The following is a 23,750-nucleotide window of genomic DNA, read 5'->3' as shown; positions in this document are numbered from 1 at the left end:
AAGACAGGGCAGCAACCCTCGCAAAAAAGGCATCCTCATGCGCTTAGCTGACAAGTTGCTGGCCGAGATCGACGCTTCCCCCTGGCTTGTCAGCAGCAGCGCCACCGATTACCCGATCAACGCCGTCATCGAGCCGCACTCGCACCGCAACAAGCACCAGCTGATCTACGCCATCTCCGGGGTGATGGTGGTGACTTCGGCGCTGAACCAGTGGACGGTGCCGCCGAGCCGAGGCATCTGGATGCCCCGCGGCCAGGTACATGCGATCCGCTGCATCGGCAGCGTGCGAATGCGCAGCGTCTTCGTGCGCCCCGACAGCCTGGCGGACATGCCCGCCGAGTGCCGCGCCGTGGCCATCTCACCGCTGCTCAGCGAGCTGATCCGAGCCGCCGTGGCGATCACCCAGCCCTATGCCGACGACTCGCGCGAGGCGCGGGTGATGCGTCTGATCCTCGATGAATTGCGCATCCTGCCGACCCTGCCGCTGCACCTGCCGCAGCCGGCCGACCCACGCATCCAGGCGATCTGCGCGACGCTGCAGAACGACCCTGGCGACGCCTCCACCCTGGCTGAATGGAGCACCCGCCTGTGTCTGGACGAGAAAACCATCCAGCGCCTGTTCCAGAAGGGCACCGGCATGACCTTCGGCCAATGGCGCCAGCAAGCGCGCCTGTTGTTGGCCCTGGAGCGCATCGCCCTGGGCGAGAAGATCATCGACATCGCCGGGGAGCTGGGCTACGAAAGCCCCAGCGCCTTCGCCACCATGTTCAAGAAGCAGTTCGGCACAACGCCCAGCCAGTTCTTCAAGTGATGCAGGCCAGGCCCGCAGCCACTTCAACGATCGCTATATACAAAAAAACATAACGATGTAGGATTGCGCATCCGGTCTCTCGTCGGGATCGATTCCACGAGGAATCCTCATGTTCAAGCCTCTCAAGCACAGCCTGTTTGTCCTCGGCCTGGTCTTCGCCAGCGGCGCCATCGCCGACGAGGTCAAGGTGGCCGTGGCCTCCAACTTCACCGCACCGATGCAGGCCATGGCGCCCGCGTTCGAAAAAGCCACCGGGCACAAGCTGGTGGCGTCCTTTGGTGCCACCGGGCAGTTCTATGCGCAGATCAGGAATGGTGCGCCGTTCGATGTACTGCTCGCAGCCGACGACACGACGCCGGCCAGGCTGGAACGCGAGGGCGCGACCGTGCCCGGCTCGCGCTTCACCTACGCCATCGGCGGCCTGGTGCTGTGGTCGGCCGATGCCAGCTACCTCGACGGCACGGACGCAGCGCTGAAAGCCGGCCAGTTCAGGCACCTGTCCATCGCCAACCCCAAGGCCGCGCCCTATGGTCTGGCCGCGATGCAGGTGCTGGACAAGCAGGGCCTGAGCGAGGCGGTCAAGGCCAAGCTGGTGGAGGGCCAGAACATCACCCAGGCGCATCAGTTCGTCTCCAGCGGTAACGCCGAGCTGGGTTTCGTCGCGTTGTCGCAGGTGTACAAGGACGGCCAGCTCAGCAGCGGCTCGGCCTGGATCGTCCCGGACGCCATGTACGACCCGATCAGGCAGGACGCGGTGATCCTCAAGCAGAGCGCGAACAATCCGGCCGCCGTCGCACTGGTCGAGTATCTGAAAGGCCCGGAAGCGGCCAAGGTGATCGAATCGTTCGGCTATAAACTGCCGTAGCCCGGATGCAATCCGGGGCCATCTGTCTGAGCATGCCCCGGATTGCATCCGGGCTACGTCTGCCACCGGAACCCACTCATGCCGCTGTCCAAGAACGACCTCGATGCCATTCTCCTGACCCTCGAGCTGGCCTCGCTGACCACCGTGCTGCTGCTGATCATCGGCACCCCCATCGCCCTGTGGCTGGCGCGCACCGACTCCTGGCTCAAGCGCCCGGTCGGCGCCGTGGTGGCGCTGCCGCTGGTGCTGCCACCGACGGTGATCGGCTTCTATCTGCTGGTAAGCATGGGGCCCAATGGTTTCTTCGGCCAACTGACGCAAAGCCTGGGTCTCGGCACCTTCACTTTCACCTTTACCGGCCTGGTGATCGGATCGATCTTCTATTCCCTGCCCTTCGTCGTGCAGCCGTTGCAGAACGCCTTCGAGGCCATCGGCCGCGGCCCGCTGGAGGCTGCTGCGACCTTGCGCGCCAATCCCTGGGACAGCTTCTTCAGCGTCGTGCTGCCGCTGGCCCGCCCTGGCTTCATCACCGCCGCCATTCTCAGCTTCGCCCATACCATCGGTGAGTTCGGCGTGGTGCTGATGATCGGCGGCAATATCCCCGGCAAGACCCAGGTGGTCTCGGTGCAGATCTACAACCACGTGGAAACCATGAACTACGCCCAGGCGCACTGGCTGGCCGGTGGCATGGTGGCGTTCTCCTTCATCGTTCTGCTGGCGTTGTACAGCGGGCGCAGCACCCGGATGAGGGCGCTGTGATGTTCGGTTTCGGCAAGGCCTCGCCACCCGCCGTTCACGACGATGGACGCATTCGCGCGCGCTTTCTGGTCAAGCATCCGGGCTTCACCCTGGATGTCGACCTCGACCTGCCCGGACGCGGCGTCAGTGCGCTATTCGGCCACTCCGGTTCGGGCAAGACCAGTTGCCTGCGCTGCTTCGCCGGGCTGGATCGCCCGCAGCAGGGCTACCTGCAGGTCGCTGGAGAGCTCTGGCAAGACAGTGAGCGCGGGTTCTTTCTGCCCGCACACAAGCGGGCCATCGGTTACGTATTCCAGGACGCCAACCTGTTCCCGCACCTGAGCGTGCGCAAGAATCTGGAGTACGGCCAACGGCGCATCCCCGCCGCGCAGCGCAAGGTGGCGTTGGATCAGGCACTGCAGCTGCTGGGCATCGGCCATCTGCTCGAGCGCATGCCCTCGGCGCTGTCCGGTGGCGAACGCCAGCGCGTCGGCATCGCCCGTGCGCTGGTCACCAGCCCGCGCCTGCTGCTGATGGACGAGCCGCTGGCTTCGCTGGACCTCAAGCGCAAGCAGGAAGTGCTGCCCTATCTGGAGAGGCTGCACGAAGAGCTGGACATCCCCGTGCTCTATGTCAGCCATGCGCCGGACGAAGTGGCGCGCCTGGCCGATCATCTGGTGCTGCTCGACGAAGGCCAGGTGCGCGCCAGCGGCCCGCTCAAGGAAACCCTGCTGCGCGCCGACCTGCCCTTCGCCAGCGACGAGGATGCCGAAGCGGTGATCGACGGCCAGGTCTGCGGCCACGATGCCGCCTACGATCTGCTGGAGCTTCAACTACCTGGCAGCGAGGCGCGCCTGCGCTTGCCCCATACGGCGCTGCCCAGCGGCCATCAGGTTCGGGTGAAGATCAAGGCACGCGACGTCAGCCTCGGCCTGCAACGCGCCGAGGGCAGCAGCCTGCTCAACCTGCTGCTGGCGACGGTGGAAAGTTGGCAGGCGCTAGACGCACAGATGCTGCTGACCCTGCGCATCGGTGATCAACGCCTGCTGGCGCGAATCACCCGTTACTCCTTCGATCAGTTGGGCATTCATGCCGGACAGGCGCTGTGGGCGCAGGTGAAGTCGGTGTCGCTGCTCGCGCCGTAGGGTGCGGGACAAACGATCCGGCCGACCGTAGGGTGCGCCGCGCACCGATCACACGCGGATGCACCAGGCTCGTAGCCCGGATGCAATCCGGGGCGATTACCAGATGCCCGACAATTGCGGCACACCCGGTGCGCATGGCGCACCCTACGTAAAGATCGGTGCACGCCGTGGGGTGCGCCGCGATGAGAAAGGTGGTGCAGCAATGACAGTCTCAGGCGCGCAAGCGCGACTGCTGTTCGATCCGGTTCTGCAGGCGATACAGATAGCCGAAGCCCTGCTCCCAGTAACGGTGCCCGGACTTCACGTTGATATGCCCGGCTCCGCTCAGAATCGCCGCCTCGCTACCCCAGGCCCGCGCCAGCTCCATGGCGCGCAGGGCGCTGGCCGCCGCGTCGTTGTCGGAGCCCACCAGCAGGCTGGGAAAGGGCAGCAGATCACGTGGCATCGGTGCGAAATTCTGCAGCGGCTCGGGGCAACCCGGCCGCTCGACATCGGCCGGCGCCACCAGCAGCGCGCCGCGCACCCGGCGCAGCAGTTCGACCGGTGCCTGCGCGGCCCAATGCGCCACCGTCACGCAGCCCAGGCTATGGGCGATGAGGATGAGCGGACGCGGATCGTCGGCGACTGCCTGGTTCAACGCGGTGACCCAGTCGCCACGCTGCGGGTTGAGCCAGTCCTTCTGCTCCACACGCGCGCTGTTCGGCAGGCTGCGCTGCCAATGGCTTTGCCAGTGTTCTTCGGGTGAGCCCTGCCAGCCCGGCAGGATCAGATAACGGATTGCTTCGCTGCCCATGACGGCGCCTCCTTGAATCGAATGGCGTCAGTCTAGGCAGCACGAATAAATTACAAAAAGAATAAGAACTTATTTACTTATTCCAAAAAAACGATAAACCGCATCACGCCTCATATTTCCAAAAAGCATATAAATGTTCTTAAACAATATTTTTAAGAATATTTCCGCCTCTCTACTATCCGCTCCACGCCAGCGTCGGTACTCCATACCGCCGCCGTGGCGACCTGTTCACAAGGAGCCTGGAAATGACCGCGACGCTGAGAAACCTGGAAGGCCAGGACGAAGCCGTGATCCTGCGCGAGATCCAGACCGCCCTGCATGGCCTGAAATTTGGCTCGGTGGAAATCACCGTGCACAACGGCCAGGTCGTGCAGATCGAGCGCAAGGAAAAGATTCGCCTGCAACAACCGAACGCCAAGACCCCCTGAGCCAAGCAAGCAGCCCGACTGGACCACCGGAGGGCGTGACCATGAAAAGAACCCAGCCATGAACACGCACCGCCATCGTTGCTGTCGCCCGCGAATGTGCGACTGACCGCCACGAACCAGAGCCAACATAAAAACCCAGTCAGGAGCTGCACCATGTCCCTTCGTCGTTTTGCCCTGGCCGCGCTGGCCAGCAGTCTGATCGCCGGCCCGGTGGCCGCCGCACAAACCCTGCTCAACGTGTCCTACGACCCGACCCGTGAGCTGTACACCGAATTCAACGCCGCCTTCAACAAGCACTGGCAGGCCCAGGGCAACGAAGCGCTGACCATCCAGCAATCCCACGGTGGCTCGGGCAAGCAGGCCCGTGCGGTAATCGATGGCCTGCGCGCCGACGTGGTGACCCTGGCTCTGGCCGGCGATATCGACGAGCTGTACAAGCTCGGCAAGCTGATCCCGGAAAACTGGCAGGAGCGTCTGCCGGACGCCAGCACCCCCTACACCTCGACCATCGTGTTCCTGGTGCGCAAGGGCAACCCGAAAGGCCTGAAGGACTGGGATGACCTGGTCAAGCCGGGCGTGGAAGTGATTACCCCGAACCCGAAAACCTCCGGTGGCGCACGCTGGAACTTCCTCGCTGCCTGGGCCTATGCCCAGCAGAAGTACGGCAGCGAAGCCGAGGCCAAGACCTTCACCGAGAAGCTCTACAAGAACGTCCCGGTGCTCGATACCGGCGCCCGTGGCTCGACCATCACCTTCGTCAACAACGGCATCGGCGACGTGCTGCTGGCTTGGGAAAACGAAGCCTTCCTGGCACTCAAGGAAGAAGGCGGGGACAACTTCGAGATCGTCGCGCCGTCGCTGTCGATCCTCGCCGAACCGCCGGTGAGCGTGGTCGATCAGAACGTCGACAAGAAAGGCACCCGCAAAGTCGCCGAGGCCTACCTCAACTACCTGTACAGCGAGGAAGGCCAGCGCATCGCCGCCAAGCACTTCTACCGCCCACGCAACCAGGCGGTGGCGGCCGAGTTCGCCAAGCAGTTCCCGCAGCTCAAACTGGTAACCATCGACGCTGACTTCGATGGCTGGAAAACCGCTCAGCCGAAGTTCTTCAACGATGGCGGCATCTTCGACCAGATCTACCAGGCCCATTGATCCGTAGGGTGGATCACGCTTCACCGATCCACCATCGCCCCTGCGAGTGCCGCTGGTGGAAGTGAAAAGCGACTTCCACCCTACACACTAGGCTGCGCGCACTCAGATGGTGCGCACGGCGCACCCTACCCCGTACAGGTTCATTCCATGTCTCGCCGCACTTCCCCCGTCATACCCGGCTTCGGGCTGACGCTGGGTTACACCCTGGTGTACCTCAGTCTGTTGGTGTTGATTCCCCTGGGTGCCATGTTCGTCCACGCTGCCCAGCTCACCTGGGATCAGTTCTGGGCAATCATTTCCTCACCGCGCGTGCTGGCCGCCCTGAAGCTGAGCTTCGGCACCGCCTTTCTCGCTGCCATCATCAACGGCGTGATCGGCACCCTGCTGGCCTGGGTGCTGGTGCGCTACACCTTCCCCGGTCGCAAGGTCATCGAAGCGATGATCGACCTGCCCTTCGCCCTGCCCACAGCCGTTGCCGGTATCGCCCTGACCGCGCTCTACGCGCCCAACGGTTTGATCGGCCAGTTCGCCACGGCCCTGGGCTTCAAGATCGCCTACACCCCGCTGGGCATCACCCTGGCGCTGACCTTCGTCACCCTGCCCTTCGTCGTGCGCACCCTGCAGCCGGTGCTGGCCGACATCCCGCGCGAGGTCGAGGAAGCCGCCGCCTGCCTCGGTGCCAAGCCGTTGCAGGTGGCTCGCCATGTGCTGCTGCCGGCGCTGCTGCCGGCCTGGCTGACCGGCTTTGCCCTGGCCTTCGCCCGTGGCGTCGGCGAGTACGGCTCGGTGATCTTCATCGCCGGCAACATGCCGATGAAGACCGAGATCCTGCCGCTGCTGATCATGGTGCAACTGGACCAGTACAACTACGCCGGCGCCACCGCCATCGGCGTGTTGATGCTGGTGGTGTCGTTCATTCTGCTGCTGCTGATCAACCTGCTGCAGCGCCGCATCAGTCGTTCTTGAGGAGCCAGGCATGTCATCTGCAACCCTGACGGCCAGCGCCGCCAACAACGCCGCGCGCCGCGGCAACGCCCTGGGCCGCCGCCTGCTGATCATTTCGGCCTGGCTGGTGTTCGCCTTCTTCCTGCTACTCCCCCTGTTCGTGGTGGCGACCGAGGCACTCAAACAGGGCGTCGGCGTGTTCGTCACCTCGATCCTCGAGCCCGACGCCATCAGCGCGCTGAAACTGACCCTGCTCGCCGTGGGCATCGCCGTGCCGCTCAACCTGGTGTTCGGCGTGGCCGCCGCCTGGTGCGTGAGCAAGTACGAGTTCCGTGGCAAGAGCATGCTGGTGACCCTGATCGACCTGCCGTTCTCGGTGTCACCGGTAATTGCCGGTCTGATCTACGTGCTGCTGTTCGGCGCCCAGGGCTTCTTCGGTCCCTGGTTGCGTGAGCACGACATCCAGATCATCTTCGCCCTGCCCGGCATCGTCCTCGCCACCGTGTTCGTCACCGTGCCCTTCGTCGCCCGCGAGCTGATCCCGCTGATGCAGGAGCAGGGCACACAGGAGGAAGAGGCCGCGCGCCTGCTCGGTGCCAACGGCTGGCAGATGTTCTGGCACGTGACGCTGCCCAATATCAAATGGGGCCTGATCTACGGCGTGGTGCTGTGCACCGCCCGGGCGATGGGCGAGTTCGGCGCGGTATCGGTGGTCTCCGGGCACATCCGCGGCTACACCAACACGCTGCCGCTGCATGTCGAGATTCTCTATAACGAATACAATCACGTCGCCGCCTTCAGCGTTGCCAGCCTGCTGCTGCTTCTGGCGCTGTTCATCCTGCTGCTCAAGCAGTGGAGCGAATCCCGTATCAACCGCCGCAAAGCCAGTGCTGGCGAGGAATAAACATGAGTATCGAAATCCGTAACGTCAGCAAGAACTTCAATGCGTTCAAGGCGCTGAACGAGATCAATCTGAACATCCAGAGCGGCGAACTGGTCGCCCTGCTCGGCCCGTCCGGCTGCGGCAAGACCACCCTGTTGCGCATCATCGCCGGCCTGGAAACCCCGGACAGCGGCACCATCGAGTTTCACGGCGAGGACGTCTCCAACCACGACGTGCGTGATCGCAACGTCGGCTTCGTGTTCCAGCACTACGCGCTGTTCCGCCACATGACGGTATTCGACAACGTCGCCTTTGGCCTGCGCATGAAGCCCAAGCGCGAGCGCCCGAGCGAAGCGGTGATCCAGCAGAAGGTGCACGAACTGCTCGACCTGGTGCAGCTCGACTGGCTCGGCGATCGCTACCCGGAACAGCTCTCCGGTGGTCAGCGCCAGCGTATCGCCCTGGCCCGCGCCCTGGCAGTGGAGCCGAAAGTGCTGCTGCTCGACGAACCCTTCGGGGCGCTGGACGCCAAGGTGCGCAAGGAGCTGCGCCGCTGGCTGGCGCGCCTGCACGAGGACGTACACCTGACCAGCGTATTCGTCACCCACGACCAGGAAGAAGCCATGGAAGTGGCCGACCGCATCGTGGTGATGAACAAGGGTGTGATCGAGCAGATCGGCACGCCGGCCGAAGTCTACGAGTATCCGGCCAGCGATTTCGTCTACCACTTCCTTGGCGACGCCAACCGCCTCTACGTCGGCAATGATCACCACGTGCTGTTCCGCCCGCACGAGGTCGACCTGTCCAGCGAACCGAGCCCGGAGCACAAGGCCGGTGAGGTGCGCGACATCCGCCTGCTCGGCGCGATCACCCGCATCACCCTCAAGGTCGACGGCCAGGACGAGCTGATCGAGGCCGAGGTGGCCAAGGATCACATCAGCCTGGACAACCTCGCCCGCGGCACCACCCTGTACTTCAAGCCCAAGGGCGGCAAGCCGGTCAGCGCCCAGGTGTAGTTCTTCGTAGGGTAGGCCGGGCGATAGTACGTAGGCTGGGCGTAGGGTGGGCTTCAGCCCACCGACTACACCGACAGGAGCTCAACCTGTGTTCGGTGGGCTGAAGCGGATCACCGCCCAGCCCCCCCGACGAAGCAGCGATCGCCATGATCGCCCTGCGCCCCTTCGGTGAAACCTGCAGCGCACGCGAACCCGTGCTGCGCCGCAGCCAGCCCTCGCCTTCGCACAGACTCAGCAACGCCGCGCCCAGCGCACCACCGAGATGCGGCTTGCGCTCGCTCCAGTCCGGGCAGGCACAGAGTCGCTGGCGTCGCTGACGGTTGATCTGGTGCAGATCGATGCCCAACGCCTGCAGCCCCTGCTCACCACTTGCCGTCAGCTGCAACGCACCGCCCTCCTCGCTCAGCCAGTCAGCCGCGCGCATGCGCGCGAACACGCCGACCGCCAGTTCGCCGGCCAGATGGTCATAGCAGGTGCGCGCCTCACGCATGGTCTGTGGCGTCCCGCGTGAAGCCGGCACCGCGCGTGGTTGCCGTGGCTGCGCGGCCAGCGCGGCACTGGCCAGGGCCTCGACCAATTGCCCGACTTCCGGCCCGGCCAGGCGGTAATAGCGATTGCGCCCATGGCGTTGCTGCGCCAGCAGGCCGCCTTCTACCAGCTTGGCCAGGTGCGCGCTGGTCGACGAAGGCGACAGCCCCGCCAGCAATGCCAGCTCGCCGGCCGGCCGCGCGCTGCCGTCCATCAGCGCCCAGACCATGCTGGCGCGCCCGGCATCGGCGAGCAGTGCGGCAATCGAGCTGAAACCCGGTGCGTATTCCATAGTTCACCTCATGACGAAACATGGCGTGCAGCAAATGTGGATACTGGCAGGCAATTTCAGCCAGAGCCAGCCAGGGAGAAACCGATGCTCGCCGTGATCTTCGAAGTTCAGGCCAAGACAGGCCAGCAGCAGGACTATCTCGACCTCGCCGGGGAGTTGCGCCCGCTGCTCGCCGAGCAGCCGGGTTTCATCTCCATCGAACGCTTCCAGAGCCTGACCCAGCCTGGGAAGATCCTGTCGCTGTCGTTCTGGCAGGACGAAGCCGCGATCCAGGCCTGGCGCCAGCGCGAGGAACACCGACGCGCACAGACGGCAGGACGCGAGGAGGTCTTCAGTAACTATCGCCTGCGCGTGGCCCACGTACTGCGCGACTACGGCATGCACGAGCGCGAACAGGCGCCGGCCGACAGCCGCGCGATCCACGAGCAGGGGCAGCGCGATGACTGAGCACCTGCCGCTGATCCTCGCCACCTTCCTGCTCGCCGGCATGGTCAAGGGTGTGGTCGGCCTTGGTCTGCCGACCATCGCCGTCGGTCTGCTCGGTCTGGTGATGGCGCCACTGCAGGCCGCCGCGCTGCTGATCATCCCGTCGATGGTGACCAACATCTGGCAGTTGTGCGACGGTCGCAGCCCGCTGCCGATGCTGCGCCGGCTATGGCCGATGCTGCTGGGAATCCTGTGCGGCACGCTGCTGGTGGCCGCCCTGCTGCAGAGCCTCGACCTGCCCGGCGCTACCCGCTGGCTGGGCGTCGCGCTGGTGATCTACGCAGTGCTTGGCCTGGCCAAGGTGCACTTTCGCGTGGAGCGGGCCAAGGAAGGCTGGCTGAGCCCGGTGATCGGAGCGATCACCGGAGCGATCACCGCAGTTACCGGTGTATTCGTGATTCCCGCCGTGCCTTACCTGCAGGCCATCGGCCTGGAGAAGGACGATCTGGTTCAGGCCCTGGGGTTGTCCTTCAGCGTCTCCACCCTGGCTCTAGCGGCAGCGCTCGGTCACAGCGGTGAACTGCTGCAACCGGCGGTGCTGGGTGTATCGGCTCTCGCCCTGCTGCCCGCACTGCTGGGCATGGCCGGCGGCCAGTGGCTGCGCAAACGCATCAGCGCGGAGCGCTTCATACGCTGGTTCTTCATCGGCCTGTTGCTGCTCGGTGCCGAGTTGGCGCTGCGCGGTCTCTGAGCCGGCGCCATCAGATCACGGCAGCCTGCGAGTGCTTGAGGCCGAACCATTGCAACTCGGCCAGCAGCGCCACCGCCAGCGCCTGGCCGATGATGAAGGCGTAGCCGAACAAGTTCGGCGACACCCAGCCGATCACCAGTACCAGCAGGCTGTCGATCACCCACAGCGCGTTGACCGCGATCACCGCCCAGATGGCCTGGCGGCTGATTTCGGCGCGGTTGGACAACCACACCAGCAGCGCCGCGAAGGGCAGCAGCGCGCTACCGGCGACCAGTAACAGCAGGCGTGGCAATTCGAGGAAGGCGCCCAACCAGCCGGCCGCCAGGACCAGCAGCAGGCCGGTGACGCCGCTGAGCAGGCCATCGAGCAAGAGAGCATTGCGCAGCATCGGGGTGGGTTGCAGTGCGTTCATGATGAATCCTCCATAGGGACACCGGGGTGGTGCCTGGCCTACAGATTTCGCCGAAACGCGCGGGGCGTCGATTACCTGCCAGGTAATGGCCGGCATGACCTGACTGAACTATCGTGCTGACCATGAACAATACCCAGACCGCCGGCGCCCTGTTGCGCCAATGGCGCCAAAGGCGCCGCCTGAGCCAGCTCGACCTCGCCTGCGAGGCGGAGATCTCCACCCGCCACCTGAGCTTCGTCGAAACCGGACGCGCCCAACCCAGCCGCGAAATGCTGCTGCACCTGGCCGAGCAACTGGAGATTCCCCTGCGCGAGCGCAATCGCCTGCTCAGCGCCGCCGGTTTCGCCCCGCTGTACAGCCAGCACGAGCTCAGCGACCCGGCGCTGGCCCCAGCCCGCCAGGCCATCGAACAGTTGCTCAAGGCCCATGAGCCCTATCCGGCGTTGGCCATCGACCGACAATGGAATTTGCTGGCAGCCAACGCCTCGGTCGGCCCCTTCCTCGCCGGCATGCCGGACTTTCTGCTCGGCCCGCCGCTCAACGTGATGCGCCTGTCACTGCACCCCGAGGGCCTGGCCCCGCGCATCGCCAACCTGGCGCTGTGGCGCGCACATCTGCTGATGCGCCTGCAGCGCGATGCAGAAATCAGCGGCGACGAAGCCTTGTTCAGCCTGCTCGATGAGCTGAGCGGCTACCCGGCGCCGGCAGAGGTCCCTGCGCCGCCGAGCGATGCCGTGTTGGTGCCGCTGCAACTGCACAGTGAGCACGGTGTACTCAGCCTGATCAGCACCATCACGGTGTTCGGCACACCGAATGACGTGACCCTCGCCGAATTGGCGCTGGAGACCTTCTTCCCCGCCGACGCCTTCACCGCCGACTACCTGCGCAACCTGGCGAAAAGCCCCTGAACGGTAGCGATTTCCGACGAAATCACTCTTTCGGGTCATGCTCCGCGACGCTTGGCGCAGTAGTCTTGGCGCTGCGTCATTGACGCTGCCAATGCATACCTGCTCAAAACAATAACAAGGAGCACCCCGGATGCGCTGTAAAGCACTGTTGCGTCATGCTTTTCTCTGGTCGCTCGGACTCTTCGTCGGGCTCTCGCCAGTGGCCTTCGCCGAGGCTGTCAGCCCGCAGGAACAGATTCAGGTACACGCCAGCCGCGCCACCAGCAGCCTGATGCTGTTACGTGGCGAAGGTTTCCAGAAGACCCATCAGCAGCGCCTGGAAGCCGACCTCGCCGCGCTGGCCGGTGCGATGCAGAGCCTGCCGCAGGGCAGCGCCGAACTCACCAGCGCGCATCAGGCGCTCGTTACCCAATTGCGCAACGGTGTTTCCTATGGCCCCGGTGACGAGAACGTGCCCTGGCGCTTCCCCGAGGACCTCAGCCGCGCCCTGCGTGACTTCCTCAGCACGGCCCGGGCCCTGCCGGGCGCCGAAGGCCAGAGCGAGCTGGCGGCAAAGGTCGAGTACCTCTGTGTGCAATACCTCAGCCGCTCCTACCTGGGCACCTTCGAGATCGCCCGCGAGCAACCCGGCACCTACCTCGGTCAGGACGAACGCCTGCTGCTGCCCGCTATCGACAGCGAGCTGCAGGCAATCGAGGATCAATCCGACCCGCAGGTGACCAAGCTGCAGACGCGCTGGAGCTACCTGCGTGCCGCGCTGGCCGACATGAACAGCCAGAGCAACACCCTGCAGAGCGTCTCCGGCCGTCCCTTCGCGCCCATTACCGTGGATCGTCACGCACGCTCGATGACGGCGCAGTGGATGGAGATGTTCTAGAAAGGCTCGCGGCTGAAGCCCCTCCCACAAAACCGAATGGCCGTGGGAGGGGCTTCAGCCGCGACGAACAGCAGCACGTGCTCAGGCCAGCGCCTTCTTCTCGCGGATGCAGGTCGGGCCGGCGATCTCCACCACGGCATGTTCGACTTCCTTGCGCAGGCCGAGCAGGAAAGCCAGTTCAGCGACCACGAACAGCGGGCCGATCACCAGCCCCATGACGTCATCGACGAAGGCCGGCTTGCGTCCTTCGTAGTAATGACCGACGAACTGGATGACCCAGCCGACCACGAACAGGCCAATGCCTGCCGTCAGCCACAGGGCTGTGGAAGCGACCGCCAGGCTGGCACCGGCCCACAGGCACAGCCCCAGTAGCACGGCCATGAGCAGGCCGAAACGGGTGTCCAGACGCAGGTAGAACCATGCCGACGCTAGTGCCACCAGCGTGGCAGGCGCCAGCCACAGGCCGGCGAGATGGAAGCCTGGCCGCGACAGCAGCACGGCGACGGCCAGCACGATCATCGGGATGCCGATGAAATGGCTGGCGATATTGCGCCGGTCGCGATGGTAGGCGGCATATTGCGCCAGGTGATCGACGAGGGTTTTCATTATTATCGTCCTCAGGTGTGAAACGGGCCCGTACATGATCCCCCCACCTTGGCTAGTCGCACTGTCGGCTAGCCGATAATGGCAGGGATGGCCGCACCGCCGCGCAACCTCACAGGAGCCGCAATGCCCGATCCCCGTCATTACGTCAGCCAGCTGAACCAGGGTCACTGGTTCGCCGCATTGCCCCCAGCGCTAAGCCAGAGCCTGTTGGAAATGGCCCAGGTGCAACGCCTGGATGCCGGCCAGCGGCTGTTTCGCCGTGGCGAAAAACCCAGCGGGCTGTATGCGGTAGTCGAAGGTGCAGTGCGCATCGGCGCGGTCAGCGAAAACGGCAAGGAGGCATTGCTGACCCTGGTCGAGCCGCCCTACTGGTTCGGCGAAATTTCCCTGTTCGATGGCCTGCCACGCACCCACGATGCCTTCGCTGAAAGCGCCAGCACCCTGCTGCTGCTGCCCCAGCACGACCTGCTCGCGCTGCTCGAACGCGAGCCGCAGTACTGGCGCGACTTCGCCCTGCTGATGAGCCACAAGCTGCGCCTGGCCTTCCTCACCCTGGAAGACATGAGCCTGCTACCCGCTGCGCCGCGCCTGGCCCGACGGCTGCTGCTGATCGCTGAGAACTACGGTGAAAGCGAACCGCGCCGGATTCTGCACCTGGCCCAGGAGCAGTTGGCGCTGATGCTCTCGCTGTCACGCCAGACCACCAACCAGATCCTCAAGGAGTTGCAGGCGCAGGGCGTGGTGCAGCTCACTTACGGTGAGATCGAAATTCTCGACTTCGAGCGTCTGCGCCAGCTGGCCTCCTGAACTGCTGGCGCCCTGCCACTGTCCAACCCCTGTCGTGTTTTTGCAGGAAGTACCGTACCGATGCCAGACAACACTCACACTCCACTGCCCGATGTGCTCGCCGGCCCGCTGCTGCGCCGCCTGGAGCCCGGCCGCCTGGTACTGTGGCTGGTGGCGAGTCGCGAGCTGAGCCTGCAACTGTGGCTGCAGCCCGAAGGCCAGACGCAGCAGACACATGCACTGGACGAACACTGCCAGCAACTGCCGCTCGGCCGACATGCCGTGCTGCATCTGATCGACCTGCCCCTTACGCAGGCCCTGCCGCAAGACGTACGCATCGCCTATGACCTGCAGATCGTCGCTGACGATGATCCGCAAGGCATGCGCGACTGGGCACCGCACCTGATGCATGACGGTGCCGAGCATGCCGATTTCGTCCTGCGCTCGCGTGTCGATCACCTGCTCCACGGCTCCTGCCGCAAGCCGCACCACGCTGCCGATGACGGCCTGCTCTGCGCCGACCGCCTGCTCGCAGGTCAACCCGAAGCCGACCAGCGCCCGGCCCTGCTGCTGATGAGCGGCGACCAGGTCTATGTCGACGATGTCGCCGGCCCATTGCTGTGCGCCATCCACCAACTGATCGCCCGCCTCGGCCTGTTTGACGAATTTCTCGAAGGTGCCGTGGTCGAGGACAGCCAGGCGCTCTACGCCAACCCGGTCGGCTACTACCAGCGCGCCGAACTACTGCCCGCGGTGAAGAGCAACCAGACCTTGCGCGACAAGTTCTTCGGCGGTGTGGAAAAGCCGGTCTTTACCAGCAACAGCGCCGACAACCACCTGGTGACCTTCGCCGAGATGATCGCCATGTACCTGCTGGTCTGGTCGCCGGTGCCCTGGACACTGATCAGCGAAAAGCAGCCGCCGCTGGATGAAGAACAACAGCAGCGTTACGCCAACGAGCGCGAGCGTATCGATGCGTTCCGCCAGAATCTTGGCCAGGTCGCGCGGGTATTCGCCCACCTGCCGACGTTGATGATCTTCGACGACCACGACGTCACCGATGACTGGAACCTCTCCGCGCGCTGGGAGCAGACCGCCTACGGCCATCCGTTCTCCAAACGCATCATCGGCAACGCCCTGCTCGCCTACCTGCTGTGCCAGGGCTGGGGCAATAACCCGGACGTGTTCGAGGAGCCGCTGCAGGCCTTTCGCGAACTGCTTGAGCAGCGCCAGGACGACCATCTGCAGGCCAAGGCGCAGGACGCACTGATCGACCAGTTGCAGGGCTTCGAACAGTGGCACTACGTGCTGCCGAGCACGCCGGCGCTGCTGGTACTGGATACCCGCACACGGCGTTGGCGCAGCGAAGGGCACCTGTCGAAACCCTCGGGGCTGATGGACTGGGAGGCGCTGTGCGACTTCCAGCAGGCGCTGCTCGATCACCCCAGTTGCATCATCGTTTCAGCGGCGCCAATGTTCGGCGTGAAACTGATCGAGGGCATCCAGAAACTCTTCACACTCGCCGGCCACCCGCTGATGGTCGACGCAGAAAACTGGATGGCCCACCGCGGCGCGGCCAGCGTGATGATGAACATCTTCCGCCATTCACGTACGCCAAGAGATTTCGTCATCCTCTCCGGCGACGTGCACTACTCCTTCGTCTACCGCGTGAACATCCGCCACCGCCGCGCCAGCCCGACCATCTGGCAGATCACCAGCAGCGGCATCAAGAACGAATTCCCGGCCGACCTGCTGGACTGGTTCGACCGCCTCAATCGCTGGCTCTACGCGCCCTGGTCGCCGCTCAACTGGCTGACCAAACGCCGCCGCATGCGCGTCACCCCGCTTATCCCCGACCGCAGCCGCTCGGGTGAACGCTTGTGGAACAGCGCCGGCCTAGGCCAGGTGTTCTTCGATGAACAGGGGCGGCCCAAGCGCATCCTTCAGCTCAACGCCGATGGGTCAAAGCCTGCGACCTTCATCACCGAACGCGAGCAGCCGGCCCTGCAAGATCGCCCCATCAGTACCACTTAGGGTCTGCAGGTGCCCCAATCCTTGGTTCGCTTGGCATCAGACGACGGTAGACCGAGTTAAGTTGTTTGCGTTGCGCCTGAAGACCCAGAGGGTCATTGATAGGCCCGCTCGCTCAGCAGTCCTGGGCCAAGAATTTGCGGCAACACCTCTGCTGACGAGCTGTGGGCGGCGTACCACAGGTACAGCGGGACGCCCGATCGACCATGCTGTTCGAGAAAGGCCGTAATCGCCGCATCGCCACGAGTCCAATCACCGCGCATCACCACGACGTTGTTTTCCTCGAAGGCGCGCTGCGTCTCCGGACGATCGATGGCGACCTGCTCGTTGACCTTGCAGGTCACGCACCAGTCTGCCGTGAAGTACACGAAGACGGCGTTGCCACTCTGGCGAAGGGTGGCCAATCGAGCCTCGTCGAAAGGTTGATGATCCGGCGCCGAGGTCTGCGTCGACGGGCTGTTGTCCTGGGTCAGGCCAATGCCCAGCGCCAGCAGGGCCGCCAGGGTTGCCGGCATCCAGCTACGGGACTTCAACGTGCGCTGACGCAAGCCCGAGGCCCATAAGCCAAGCCCCAGAAGCAGGGTGCAACCAACCACCACGACCAAGGCATTGGCACTCACTTGCTGACCGAGCACCCAGAGCAACGCCAACGCCGTGAGGAACATGGGAACGGCGAGAATGCGGCGCAGCGTTTCCATCCAGGGGCCAGGCTTGGGTAGGCGCTGACGCAGTGCAGGAACGAACCCCAGCAGCAGGAACGGCAGCGCAATGCCCACGCCCAATCCGGCGAATACCAGCATGCCCGCAGCGGCTGGAAGCACCAGGGCCGCGCCCAAGGCTGCCGCCATGAAAGGCCCGGTACAGGGCGTGGCCACGAAGGCAGCCAGCGCTCCCGTCCAGAAGGCACCGGCACTGCCCTCACGCCTGACTAAGCCGTTACCCACATCCACCGACGAAAGCTCGAACAGACCAGCGAGATTGAGGGCGATTGCCGTGGTCAGCAACAGCAGCATCAGGATCACGCGCGGGTCTTGGAGCTGGAAAGCCCAACCGAGTTGCGAACCACCGGCGCGCAGAGCGAGAAGCAACGCCCCCAGCAGCACGCAGACGACCACCACACCGCCCGTATAGGCCAGTGCTTCACGACGGACGGCTCCGTCACTGCTATTGGCGCGGGCGACGCTCAGCGCCTTAAGGCTGAGGATCGGGAATACGCAGGGCATCAGATTGAGCAGCAGGCCACCCAGCGTCGCGCCGCCCAGAGCGACCAGCGTCACTATTAGGGTATTGGTTGACGGGCTGGCATTGCGCGCGACCTGCACGTCCAGGCCCAGACCATTACCGAGAGACAGCAATGCCTCGAATGCCTCTGGCACTTGCTTGCCCGGCCGGGTTTCGATGATCAGGTGATCGTCGGTACGTTGCACACGCTGCTCAGCCGCATTGTCGAGAACGCCCGGAGTGGCTGAAAACAGGTGGGGATTTTCTATCTGCAGAGTGGCCGGAAGGGGGATGCTGACGCGCATGATCCCCTCGTCGAGGGTGAACCGTGCCCGGCTGCCGAGCGGCTTGGGCAGTGCCTGCCGCCAGCGGGCAAAAACACTGCTGAGTGCCGGGTTGTGGCGACCGTCACCAACCGTCAGGAGCGCCTCCAGCGTCGCCCGTTCCGGGACGCAGGCATCGTAGCGACAGGCCAGGTATTGCATGTCCAGGCGAATCGGCAACGGCTGACCGGCCGGTAGGTCGTCCGCGATTTGCAACGGCACCAGCACGGCGTAAGGGTGCTCGTAGACATGGTTCATCAGACCATCGATCAGCAACGTATCCGGCACCGGGTAAACCGGCTCACCCACGCTGACACCTTCAGGCAAGTGCCAGGTCAGCCGTGATGCCAGGCCCACATCACCTGGCTGCTTCCAGTAGCCGTGCCAATCGCCCTGGGGCTCCATGAACAGTGCCAGGGTCGTCTGCTTGCCTGCTGCTGGTGTCGGGCTCTCGGCCAGCAGGGACGAAGCGATGAGGATCTCGTCGCGCCCCGGCATGTTCTGTGCCCAGGCAGTCGATGCCACGATGACAGCGAGCAGCAGTGCCGTGATTAACCGTTTCGACATGATTACCTTGCAAGCAGAGGCTGACAGCGACGCACACCGCCGCTGTCAGTGGATGTCATCGCGGGGCGATGGCGTTCAGCGCTTCAGCCAGTTGTGTGTCCTGCGGCGCCAGCACCTGTGCCACCCGCCCTTGCGCATCGAGCAGGACGACACTGGGAATGTCACGCACACCAAAGGCGCGGAACAGGCCGTCATCCTCATCCAGAGCCAGCGGCAGGCGCGTATCGGTGCTGGTCTTGTAGTCCTGCAGGTCTTCCTTCGAGGTCCACAGGCCGGACGAGATGCCGAGCCAGTCGACACCACTTTGCGCCGCCAGTTTGTCGACATCCTGACGAACCCGCTGGCAGGCCTGGGAGGTCTGCGGACGGCTCTCGGCCAGGTAGGGCTCGCACCACGGGGCGAAGAACACCAACGCCCGAGGCTTGCCGCTGGCCTGACCGAGCGAGACAGCCGTACCGTCAAGGGTCGTCAGTTGCACACCTTCGACCTGATCGCCGATGCCAAAGCGACGGGCCTTGTCGGCCGTGTCAGGCGCAGGTGCGGCCACCGTCGTATCGCCCACGGCCTTGATACGGTTCAAGGCCGCATGCAACTGCGGATCATCCAGGTGACCGATATGGGCGATCCGTCCATCCTGCCCGATCAACACGTGCTGAGGCGTGACACGCAGGTTGAGTGCAGCGGCCAGGCTGCCGTCGTCGACGACGATGGGCATGCTCAGCCCTAACTCCTCGCGATAGGCGCGAACCGACTCGATGTCGTCACTGAAACCAGTGTTCACGGCGATGATCTGGATATCTTCACCGAGGGCCTGCTGTACTTCCTCGAAGCCAGGCATCTGCTGCCGGCAAGGCACGCACCAGGTCGCCCAGAACTTGAGATAGACCGGTTTTTTGCCGTAGAGCTGCGACAGGTCGATCCGCTCGCCATCGATGGTTTCGAGGACTGCGGCCGGCGCCGGTTTGCCGATCAGCGAGGCACCCGCATGTTGCGCACGGCGCTCGCCTTCATCGATGCTGTCTTGCGCATGAACGCCTTGGCTGGCGATAGCGAGCAAGGCCAGGCTGATCAGCCACTTGATCCGTGTTGTGAGTGTCAACGGGAGTCTCCTTCAAGCCTGTACCGCGCATACGGGCGACCTAGGGGCCGAGCGGCTACGCACCGAGTAATGAGAGGCGGTGATCTTCACCCGCTGACGGTTCAAAAAAAAGAGCCAAGAATGACCTTTCCAACTGTACCATCGCCCAAATAGCCGAATGACGATGAGGCTCATCCATGCACGGCAAAGCATGCAGGTGTGCCCATTTTTTAGCGACATCGCAATATTGATCGGGCGGCACATGGATGTAGCACCCCCGAGACGAGGCTTGTCTGGTGAGCAACGTGCGCATCGAACTCAACCGCCACACCGGCCAGTCGTTGATCGAACAGATACGACTCGGCATCGGCGCGGCCATCCGCGATGGGCAGCTGTATGCCGGTGCTCGCATGCCTTCATGGCGCGACCTGGCCGCTCAGCTGGGCGTGGCGCGCGGTACCGTGCGAGCGGCCTATGAGCGCTTGATCGACGAGCAATTGCTGGTCGCTCGCGGTGCAGCAGGCACCTATGTGTGCGAGCACCCGCCTGTGAACAAGACGACCAGCGAGCCGGCTGGACTACGTGGGCCATTGCCGGCGTTTTTCGTGCAGCCGTTCGGCAATCCACCACTGCCGTTCCAGATCGGTGTCCCGGCGCAGGATGCCTTTCCCCACACGCTATGGCGCCGCACCTCGATCAGCGCCGCGCGGCAGGCCGCGCATAGCCCAGCCAATTACCCCGATCCCCGTGGCGCGCAGTCCCGGCGCACGGAAATCGCCGCCTACCTGGCGGTCGCTCGTGGCGTGGTCTGCTCGCCAGAGCAGATTCTGGTGACCAGCGGCTATACCGGTGCTTTGGGCCTGGCATTGCACGCACTGCCTCTGCGCAACCGGGAAGCCTGGTTCGAAGAACCCGGCTTCCCGCTGGCCCGCATCGCCCTGACGAAGGCAGGCTTTCGAGTGATGCCAATCGAGGTCGATGAACAGGGGCTGAAGGTTGATCAGGGTCTGTCCCAAGTGCCCCAGGCCGCTCTGGCCGTGGTGACGGCGGGACAGCAGGCACCGCTGGGCATGCCCCTGTCGCTGGCTCGGCGCCACGCACTGCTGAAGTGGGCTGCGTGCAGTGACAGTTGGATCATCGAGGACGACTACCTCAGCGAACTGCAACTGGCAGGCAAGGCCGCTCCGGCGCTGGCTTCGCTGGATAACGAGGGGCGCGTGATCCACATCGGCACCTTCAGCAAGACCATCAGCCCGGCATTGCGCCTGGGCTTCATGGTCGTGCCACCCGCCTTGGTCAATCAATTCGTCGACACGGCAGCCGTGTTGGCACCGGCTCCGGCCATGGCCACTCAAATGGCCGTTACGGCGTTCATGAAAGGCGGGCATTACCTGCGCCATCTCAGGCGCATGAAACGGCTATATGCCGCACGCCTGGAGCTGCTGCGAAAGGCGCTGGGCCAGCAACACGCCCAGGATGCCATGGCGGGTTTGGCACTGCTTCTACCGCTCGACAACGGGCAAGATGATCAGCACATCGCCCAGCAGGCCTTGGCGCTAGGCCTGGCGCCAGCGCCCCTGAGTGTCTGGTATGCCGAGGCCGAGCATGCCAGGCCAGGCTTGCTACTAGGCATTCCCAACATTCTGGAGCCTGACGTCGAGCAGGCTTGCCAGCAGTTACTACAACTGATTGACAACGCCAAGCGCTGAAGCGTTGCTCGATACCGGTCAGAAGCCTGTTCTTCTCAGCGCAGCTTTTCGAGCATCTGGTAGTACCACATGCCGGCGGCCAGCATCGGGTTGCCGAGCTGGTCGCCCAGCGGCACCTTGATGTGCTTGCAGGCAGCGAAGGTGTCGTACTGCTCCAGATCACCAGTGATCGCCTTGGCCATGATCTCGCCCATGATGTGAGTGGTGGCCACGCCGTGGCCGGAGTAGCCCTGGCAGTACCAGACATTGGACGAGAGCTTGCCCAACTGCGGGATGCGGTTCATCACGATGCCCATGGCGCAGCTCCACTGGTAGTCGATCTGCACGCCCTTGAGCTGCGGGAAGGTGCTCTCGATGCACGGGCGCAGCTCGCCGGCGATATCGCGCGAATCGCGCCCGGAGTAATTGGCGCCGCCGCCGAACAGCAGGCGGCCGTCACCGGTCAGCCGGTAGTAGTCGAGCACGAAGCGGCAGTCGTATACCGCCAGATCCTGCGGGTTGATCTCGCGGGCCAGCTCGCCCAGCGGCGCGGTGGTGACGATGCCGCCCATGGCCGGGAAGATCATGCCCTTGAGCTTGCGCCGCTCGAGCTTGTGATAGACGTCGCCGGCCAGCAGCACCTGCTTGGCCTCGATACGCCCGCCCCTGGTGACCACCGCCGGACGCGGGCCGTGGACGATATCCAGCACCTCGGAATGTTCGAATATCAGCGCGCCCAGGCTCTCGGCGGCCTTGGCTTCGCCGAGGCACAGGTTAAGCGGGTGCAGGTGCATGTTGCGGGTGTTCTTCAGCGCGCCGCAGTACAGCTCGCTGCCCAGCTGAGCGCGTACGCCAGCCGCATCGAGCAGGGTGACATCGCCGCCCATGCCGCGACGCAGCGCTTCGTCGTAGGTCGCCTTGAGCTCGTCCATATGGCTGGCTTTCATCGCCGTATGCAGATGGCCGTGCTTGAGGTCGCAGTCGATGCCGTACTTCGCCACGCGGTTCTTGATGATCTCGTGGCCGCGCCAGCGCAGGTGCCAGATGAAGTCATCCACCTCCTCGCCGAGGGTGTTGCGCATCTGCTTGCGCATGGCCTCGTCGCCGGAGAGGCTACCGGTGACTTGGCCGCCGTTGCGCCCGCTGGCGCCCCAGCCGACCTTGTTGGTTTCCACCACGGCGACCTTGAGGCCGCGCTCGGCCAGCTCCACCGCCGTGGCGATGCCGGTGAAACCGCCGCCGATGATGGCCACGTCGACGGTCACGCTGCCCTGCAGTGTCGGGTAGTCGGTCTCGAAGTTGAGCGACGCCGAGTAGTAAGACGGCGCGCGCTCGGCGGCGGGTTTGACGGGTTGCTTGATCGCGTTCATTGCATGTCCTTGGGGCGGCGGAACCGCCGTAGAGTGCGCTGTGCGCACCAGTAAATCCGGAGAATTCGCGGCTGAAGCCGCTCCTACACTGAGCTGAGTCCTGTAGGAGCGGCTTTAGCCGCGAGCTTTTCAATTCATGCGCTCAGGCATTGCTCAGATACCAACGCCAATCCTGCTCACCGACTTCACCCATGAACTGGCGATACTCGGCACGCTTGACGGCGAGAAAGACCTTGAGGAATTCGGCACCAAAGGCATCACGCGCCCAGCTGGAGCGCTCCAGTGCCTGGATCGACGCCAGCCACTCGGTCGGCAGCAGAGTCTTGGCCTGGGCATACCCGTTGCCTTCCACCGGCGCGCCTGGGTCGAGACGATCAGCGATGCCACGGTGAATCCCGGCAAGAATCGCCGCCGCGGCGAGATAGGGGTTGGCATCGGCGCCACAGATACGATGCTCGACATGCCGGGTATTGGCGGGCCCGCCCGGCACGCGCAGGCTGACGGTACGGTTATCCACACCCCAGGTTGGCGCCAGCGGCGCATAGCTGTTGGCCTGAAAACGCCGGTAGGAGTTGGCGTTGGGGCAGAACAGCAGCAGCGAGTCGAGCAGGCTGGCGAGCATGCCGCCAACCGCCTGGCGCAGCAGCGGCGTGCCGGCAGGATCTTCGCTGGCGAACAGGTTGTTGTCTTGCGCATCGGCCAGGCTGACGTGCATATGCATGCCGGTGCCGGCCAGATGGTCGAATGGCTTGGCCATGAAGCAGGCCTGCATGCCGTGACGGTGCGCCACGCCCTTGACCAGGCGCTTGTAACGTACCGCCTGATCCATCGCCGCCAGCACCGGGCCATGTTCCAGGGTGATTTCCACCTGACCGGGGGCGTATTCGGAAATCGCCGTGCGCGCGGGAATGCCCTGCGCCTTGCAGGCGGCATAGAGGTCGCGCAGGAAGGGTTCGATCTGTTCCAGTTCGCGCAGGCCGTAGACCTGGGTCTGCCGTGGGGGGGGGGCGGGGGGGGGGGGCGGGGGGGGGGGGGGGCGCCCCCGGGGGGGGGGGGGGGGGGGGGGGGAGGAAGGAGAGGGAGGTTTAAAAAAAAAAGAGACCCCGCCAC

Annotated in this window: 22 protein-coding genes and 2 pseudogenes; 16 read left to right on the top strand and 8 right to left on the bottom strand. The window is 64.4% G+C overall.

The features are described 5' to 3' along the window. Nucleotides 1-37 precede the first annotated feature (37 nt). The 4 genes from EGJ86_RS18885 (at nt 38) to modC (ending at nt 3,559) form a co-directional block, all read left to right on the top strand. A complete protein-coding gene (locus EGJ86_RS18885) occupies nt 38-811 on the top strand; it encodes a helix-turn-helix domain-containing protein (RefSeq protein WP_125836176.1) in 774 nt (257 codons plus the stop codon). A 109-nt stretch (nt 812-920) separates the two neighbouring features. Next, a complete protein-coding gene (gene modA, locus EGJ86_RS18880; RefSeq protein ID WP_125836175.1) occupies nt 921-1,676 on the top strand; it encodes a molybdate ABC transporter substrate-binding protein in 756 nt (251 codons plus the stop codon). Nucleotides 1,677-1,754: 78 nt separating this feature from the next. Then, on the top strand, nt 1,755-2,435 hold the full coding sequence (modB, locus tag EGJ86_RS18875; protein WP_125836174.1) for a molybdate ABC transporter permease subunit: 681 nt from the start codon (nt 1,755-1,757) through the stop codon (nt 2,433-2,435). Beyond that, complete coding sequence (gene modC / locus EGJ86_RS18870) at nt 2,435-3,559, top strand: molybdenum ABC transporter ATP-binding protein (RefSeq protein WP_125836214.1); 1,125 nt, start codon at nt 2,435-2,437, stop codon at nt 3,557-3,559. The genes modB and modC overlap by 1 nt, the downstream gene beginning before the upstream one ends. A 211-nt stretch (nt 3,560-3,770) precedes the next feature. Here the strand turns inward: modC and EGJ86_RS18865 are convergent, their stop codons facing one another. Further along, nucleotides 3,771-4,352 (bottom strand): alpha/beta hydrolase, encoded by a 582-nt coding sequence (locus EGJ86_RS18865; RefSeq protein ID WP_125836173.1) that lies wholly within the window; start codon nt 4,350-4,352, stop codon nt 3,771-3,773. A 245-nt stretch (nt 4,353-4,597) separates the two neighbouring features. On the opposite strand from EGJ86_RS18865, the gene oscA reads away from it, so the two are divergent. The 5 genes from oscA to EGJ86_RS18840 all read left to right on the top strand — a co-directional run bounded on the left by oscA (nt 4,598) and on the right by EGJ86_RS18840 (nt 8,776). Continuing rightward, nucleotides 4,598-4,780 (top strand): sulfur starvation response protein OscA, encoded by a 183-nt coding sequence (gene oscA / locus EGJ86_RS18860; protein ID WP_125836172.1) that lies wholly within the window; start codon nt 4,598-4,600, stop codon nt 4,778-4,780. 153 nt (nt 4,781-4,933) lie between these two features. Next, the gene (locus tag EGJ86_RS18855) at nt 4,934-5,932 is read left to right on the top strand and encodes a sulfate ABC transporter substrate-binding protein (RefSeq protein WP_125836171.1); all 999 of its coding nucleotides are present in this window, start codon (nt 4,934-4,936) and stop codon (nt 5,930-5,932) included. Nucleotides 5,933-6,079: 147 nt separating this feature from the next. Beyond that, nucleotides 6,080-6,898, top strand: coding sequence for a sulfate ABC transporter permease subunit CysT (gene cysT / locus EGJ86_RS18850; protein WP_074918778.1), 819 nt, complete (start codon nt 6,080-6,082; stop codon nt 6,896-6,898). A 10-nt stretch (nt 6,899-6,908) separates the two neighbouring features. Continuing rightward, nucleotides 6,909-7,781: a sulfate ABC transporter permease subunit CysW gene (cysW, locus tag EGJ86_RS18845; protein ID WP_125836170.1), complete on the top strand. Its 873-nt coding sequence runs from the start codon at nt 6,909-6,911 to the stop codon at nt 7,779-7,781. A gap of 2 nt (nt 7,782-7,783) precedes the next feature. After that, entirely contained in the window at nt 7,784-8,776 is a 993-nt protein-coding gene (locus tag EGJ86_RS18840; RefSeq protein WP_125836169.1) for a sulfate/molybdate ABC transporter ATP-binding protein, read from the top strand. Between the two features lie 121 nt (nt 8,777-8,897). Here EGJ86_RS18840 and EGJ86_RS18835 read toward each other — a convergent pair. Then, nucleotides 8,898-9,596: pseudogene (locus tag EGJ86_RS18835) on the bottom strand (ArsR/SmtB family transcription factor); the annotation flags it as partial. Between the two features lie 84 nt (nt 9,597-9,680). Between EGJ86_RS18835 and EGJ86_RS18830 the strand changes: the two are divergent. Next, nucleotides 9,681-10,043, top strand: coding sequence for an antibiotic biosynthesis monooxygenase (locus EGJ86_RS18830; RefSeq protein WP_125836168.1), 363 nt, complete (start codon nt 9,681-9,683; stop codon nt 10,041-10,043). Continuing rightward, complete coding sequence (locus tag EGJ86_RS18825; protein ID WP_125836167.1) at nt 10,036-10,773, top strand: sulfite exporter TauE/SafE family protein; 738 nt, start codon at nt 10,036-10,038, stop codon at nt 10,771-10,773. Before EGJ86_RS18830 ends, EGJ86_RS18825 begins: the two co-directional genes overlap by 8 nt. A 10-nt stretch (nt 10,774-10,783) precedes the next feature. On the opposite strand, the gene EGJ86_RS18820 is transcribed toward EGJ86_RS18825, so the two are convergent. Next, entirely contained in the window at nt 10,784-11,185 is a 402-nt protein-coding gene (locus EGJ86_RS18820) for a hypothetical protein (protein WP_125836166.1), read from the bottom strand. 122 nt (nt 11,186-11,307) lie between these two features. Between EGJ86_RS18820 and EGJ86_RS18815 the strand changes: the two genes are divergently transcribed. Together EGJ86_RS18815 and EGJ86_RS18810 are read left to right on the top strand one after the other, a co-directional pair. After that, the gene (locus tag EGJ86_RS18815; protein WP_125836165.1) at nt 11,308-12,093 is read left to right on the top strand and encodes a helix-turn-helix domain-containing protein; all 786 of its coding nucleotides are present in this window, start codon (nt 11,308-11,310) and stop codon (nt 12,091-12,093) included. 130 nt (nt 12,094-12,223) lie between these two features. Beyond that, the gene (locus EGJ86_RS18810; RefSeq protein ID WP_125836164.1) at nt 12,224-12,970 is read left to right on the top strand and encodes a hypothetical protein; all 747 of its coding nucleotides are present in this window, start codon (nt 12,224-12,226) and stop codon (nt 12,968-12,970) included. A gap of 81 nt (nt 12,971-13,051) precedes the next feature. On the opposite strand, the gene EGJ86_RS18805 is transcribed toward EGJ86_RS18810, so the two are convergent. Continuing rightward, the gene (locus EGJ86_RS18805; protein ID WP_017676040.1) at nt 13,052-13,576 is read right to left on the bottom strand and encodes a DUF962 domain-containing protein; all 525 of its coding nucleotides are present in this window, start codon (nt 13,574-13,576) and stop codon (nt 13,052-13,054) included. Nucleotides 13,577-13,699: 123 nt separating this feature from the next. Here EGJ86_RS18805 and EGJ86_RS18800 point away from each other — a divergent pair, with 123 nt between their 5' ends. Both EGJ86_RS18800 and EGJ86_RS18795 read left to right on the top strand, forming a co-directional pair. Then, nucleotides 13,700-14,383, top strand: a complete 684-nt coding sequence (locus EGJ86_RS18800) for a Crp/Fnr family transcriptional regulator (protein WP_125836163.1) — start codon at nt 13,700-13,702, stop codon at nt 14,381-14,383. A 60-nt stretch (nt 14,384-14,443) separates the two neighbouring features. After that, complete coding sequence (locus EGJ86_RS18795) at nt 14,444-16,396, top strand: alkaline phosphatase family protein (protein WP_125836162.1); 1,953 nt, start codon at nt 14,444-14,446, stop codon at nt 16,394-16,396. 92 nt (nt 16,397-16,488) lie between these two features. Here EGJ86_RS18795 and EGJ86_RS18790 read toward each other — a convergent pair whose 3' ends face one another. Together EGJ86_RS18790 and EGJ86_RS18785 are read right to left on the bottom strand one after the other, a co-directional pair. Then, the gene (locus EGJ86_RS18790) at nt 16,489-18,504 is read right to left on the bottom strand and encodes a protein-disulfide reductase DsbD (RefSeq protein ID WP_125836161.1); all 2,016 of its coding nucleotides are present in this window, start codon (nt 18,502-18,504) and stop codon (nt 16,489-16,491) included. A gap of 55 nt (nt 18,505-18,559) precedes the next feature. Further along, nucleotides 18,560-19,603: a TlpA disulfide reductase family protein gene (locus tag EGJ86_RS18785; RefSeq protein ID WP_125836160.1), complete on the bottom strand. Its 1,044-nt coding sequence runs from the start codon at nt 19,601-19,603 to the stop codon at nt 18,560-18,562. Nucleotides 19,604-19,878: 275 nt separating this feature from the next. Here EGJ86_RS18785 and EGJ86_RS18780 point away from each other — a divergent pair, with 275 nt between their 5' ends. Further along, nucleotides 19,879-21,291 (top strand): PLP-dependent aminotransferase family protein, encoded by a 1,413-nt coding sequence (locus EGJ86_RS18780; RefSeq protein ID WP_125836159.1) that lies wholly within the window; start codon nt 19,879-19,881, stop codon nt 21,289-21,291. A 35-nt stretch (nt 21,292-21,326) separates the two neighbouring features. Here EGJ86_RS18780 and EGJ86_RS18775 read toward each other — a convergent pair whose 3' ends face one another. After that, the gene (locus tag EGJ86_RS18775) at nt 21,327-22,640 is read right to left on the bottom strand and encodes an FAD-binding oxidoreductase (RefSeq protein WP_125836158.1); all 1,314 of its coding nucleotides are present in this window, start codon (nt 22,638-22,640) and stop codon (nt 21,327-21,329) included. 142 nt (nt 22,641-22,782) lie between these two features. Continuing rightward, nucleotides 22,783-23,640 (bottom strand): annotated as a pseudogene (locus EGJ86_RS18770) (glutamine synthetase family protein); the annotation flags it as partial. Between the last annotated feature and the right edge of the window lie 110 nt (nt 23,641-23,750).

The sequence above is a fragment of the Pseudomonas sp. o96-267 genome (assembly GCF_003935465.1).
Classification (GTDB): domain Bacteria; phylum Pseudomonadota; class Gammaproteobacteria; order Pseudomonadales; family Pseudomonadaceae; genus Aquipseudomonas; species Aquipseudomonas sediminis.
This window is presented reverse-complemented; position numbering and strand designations above follow the sequence as displayed.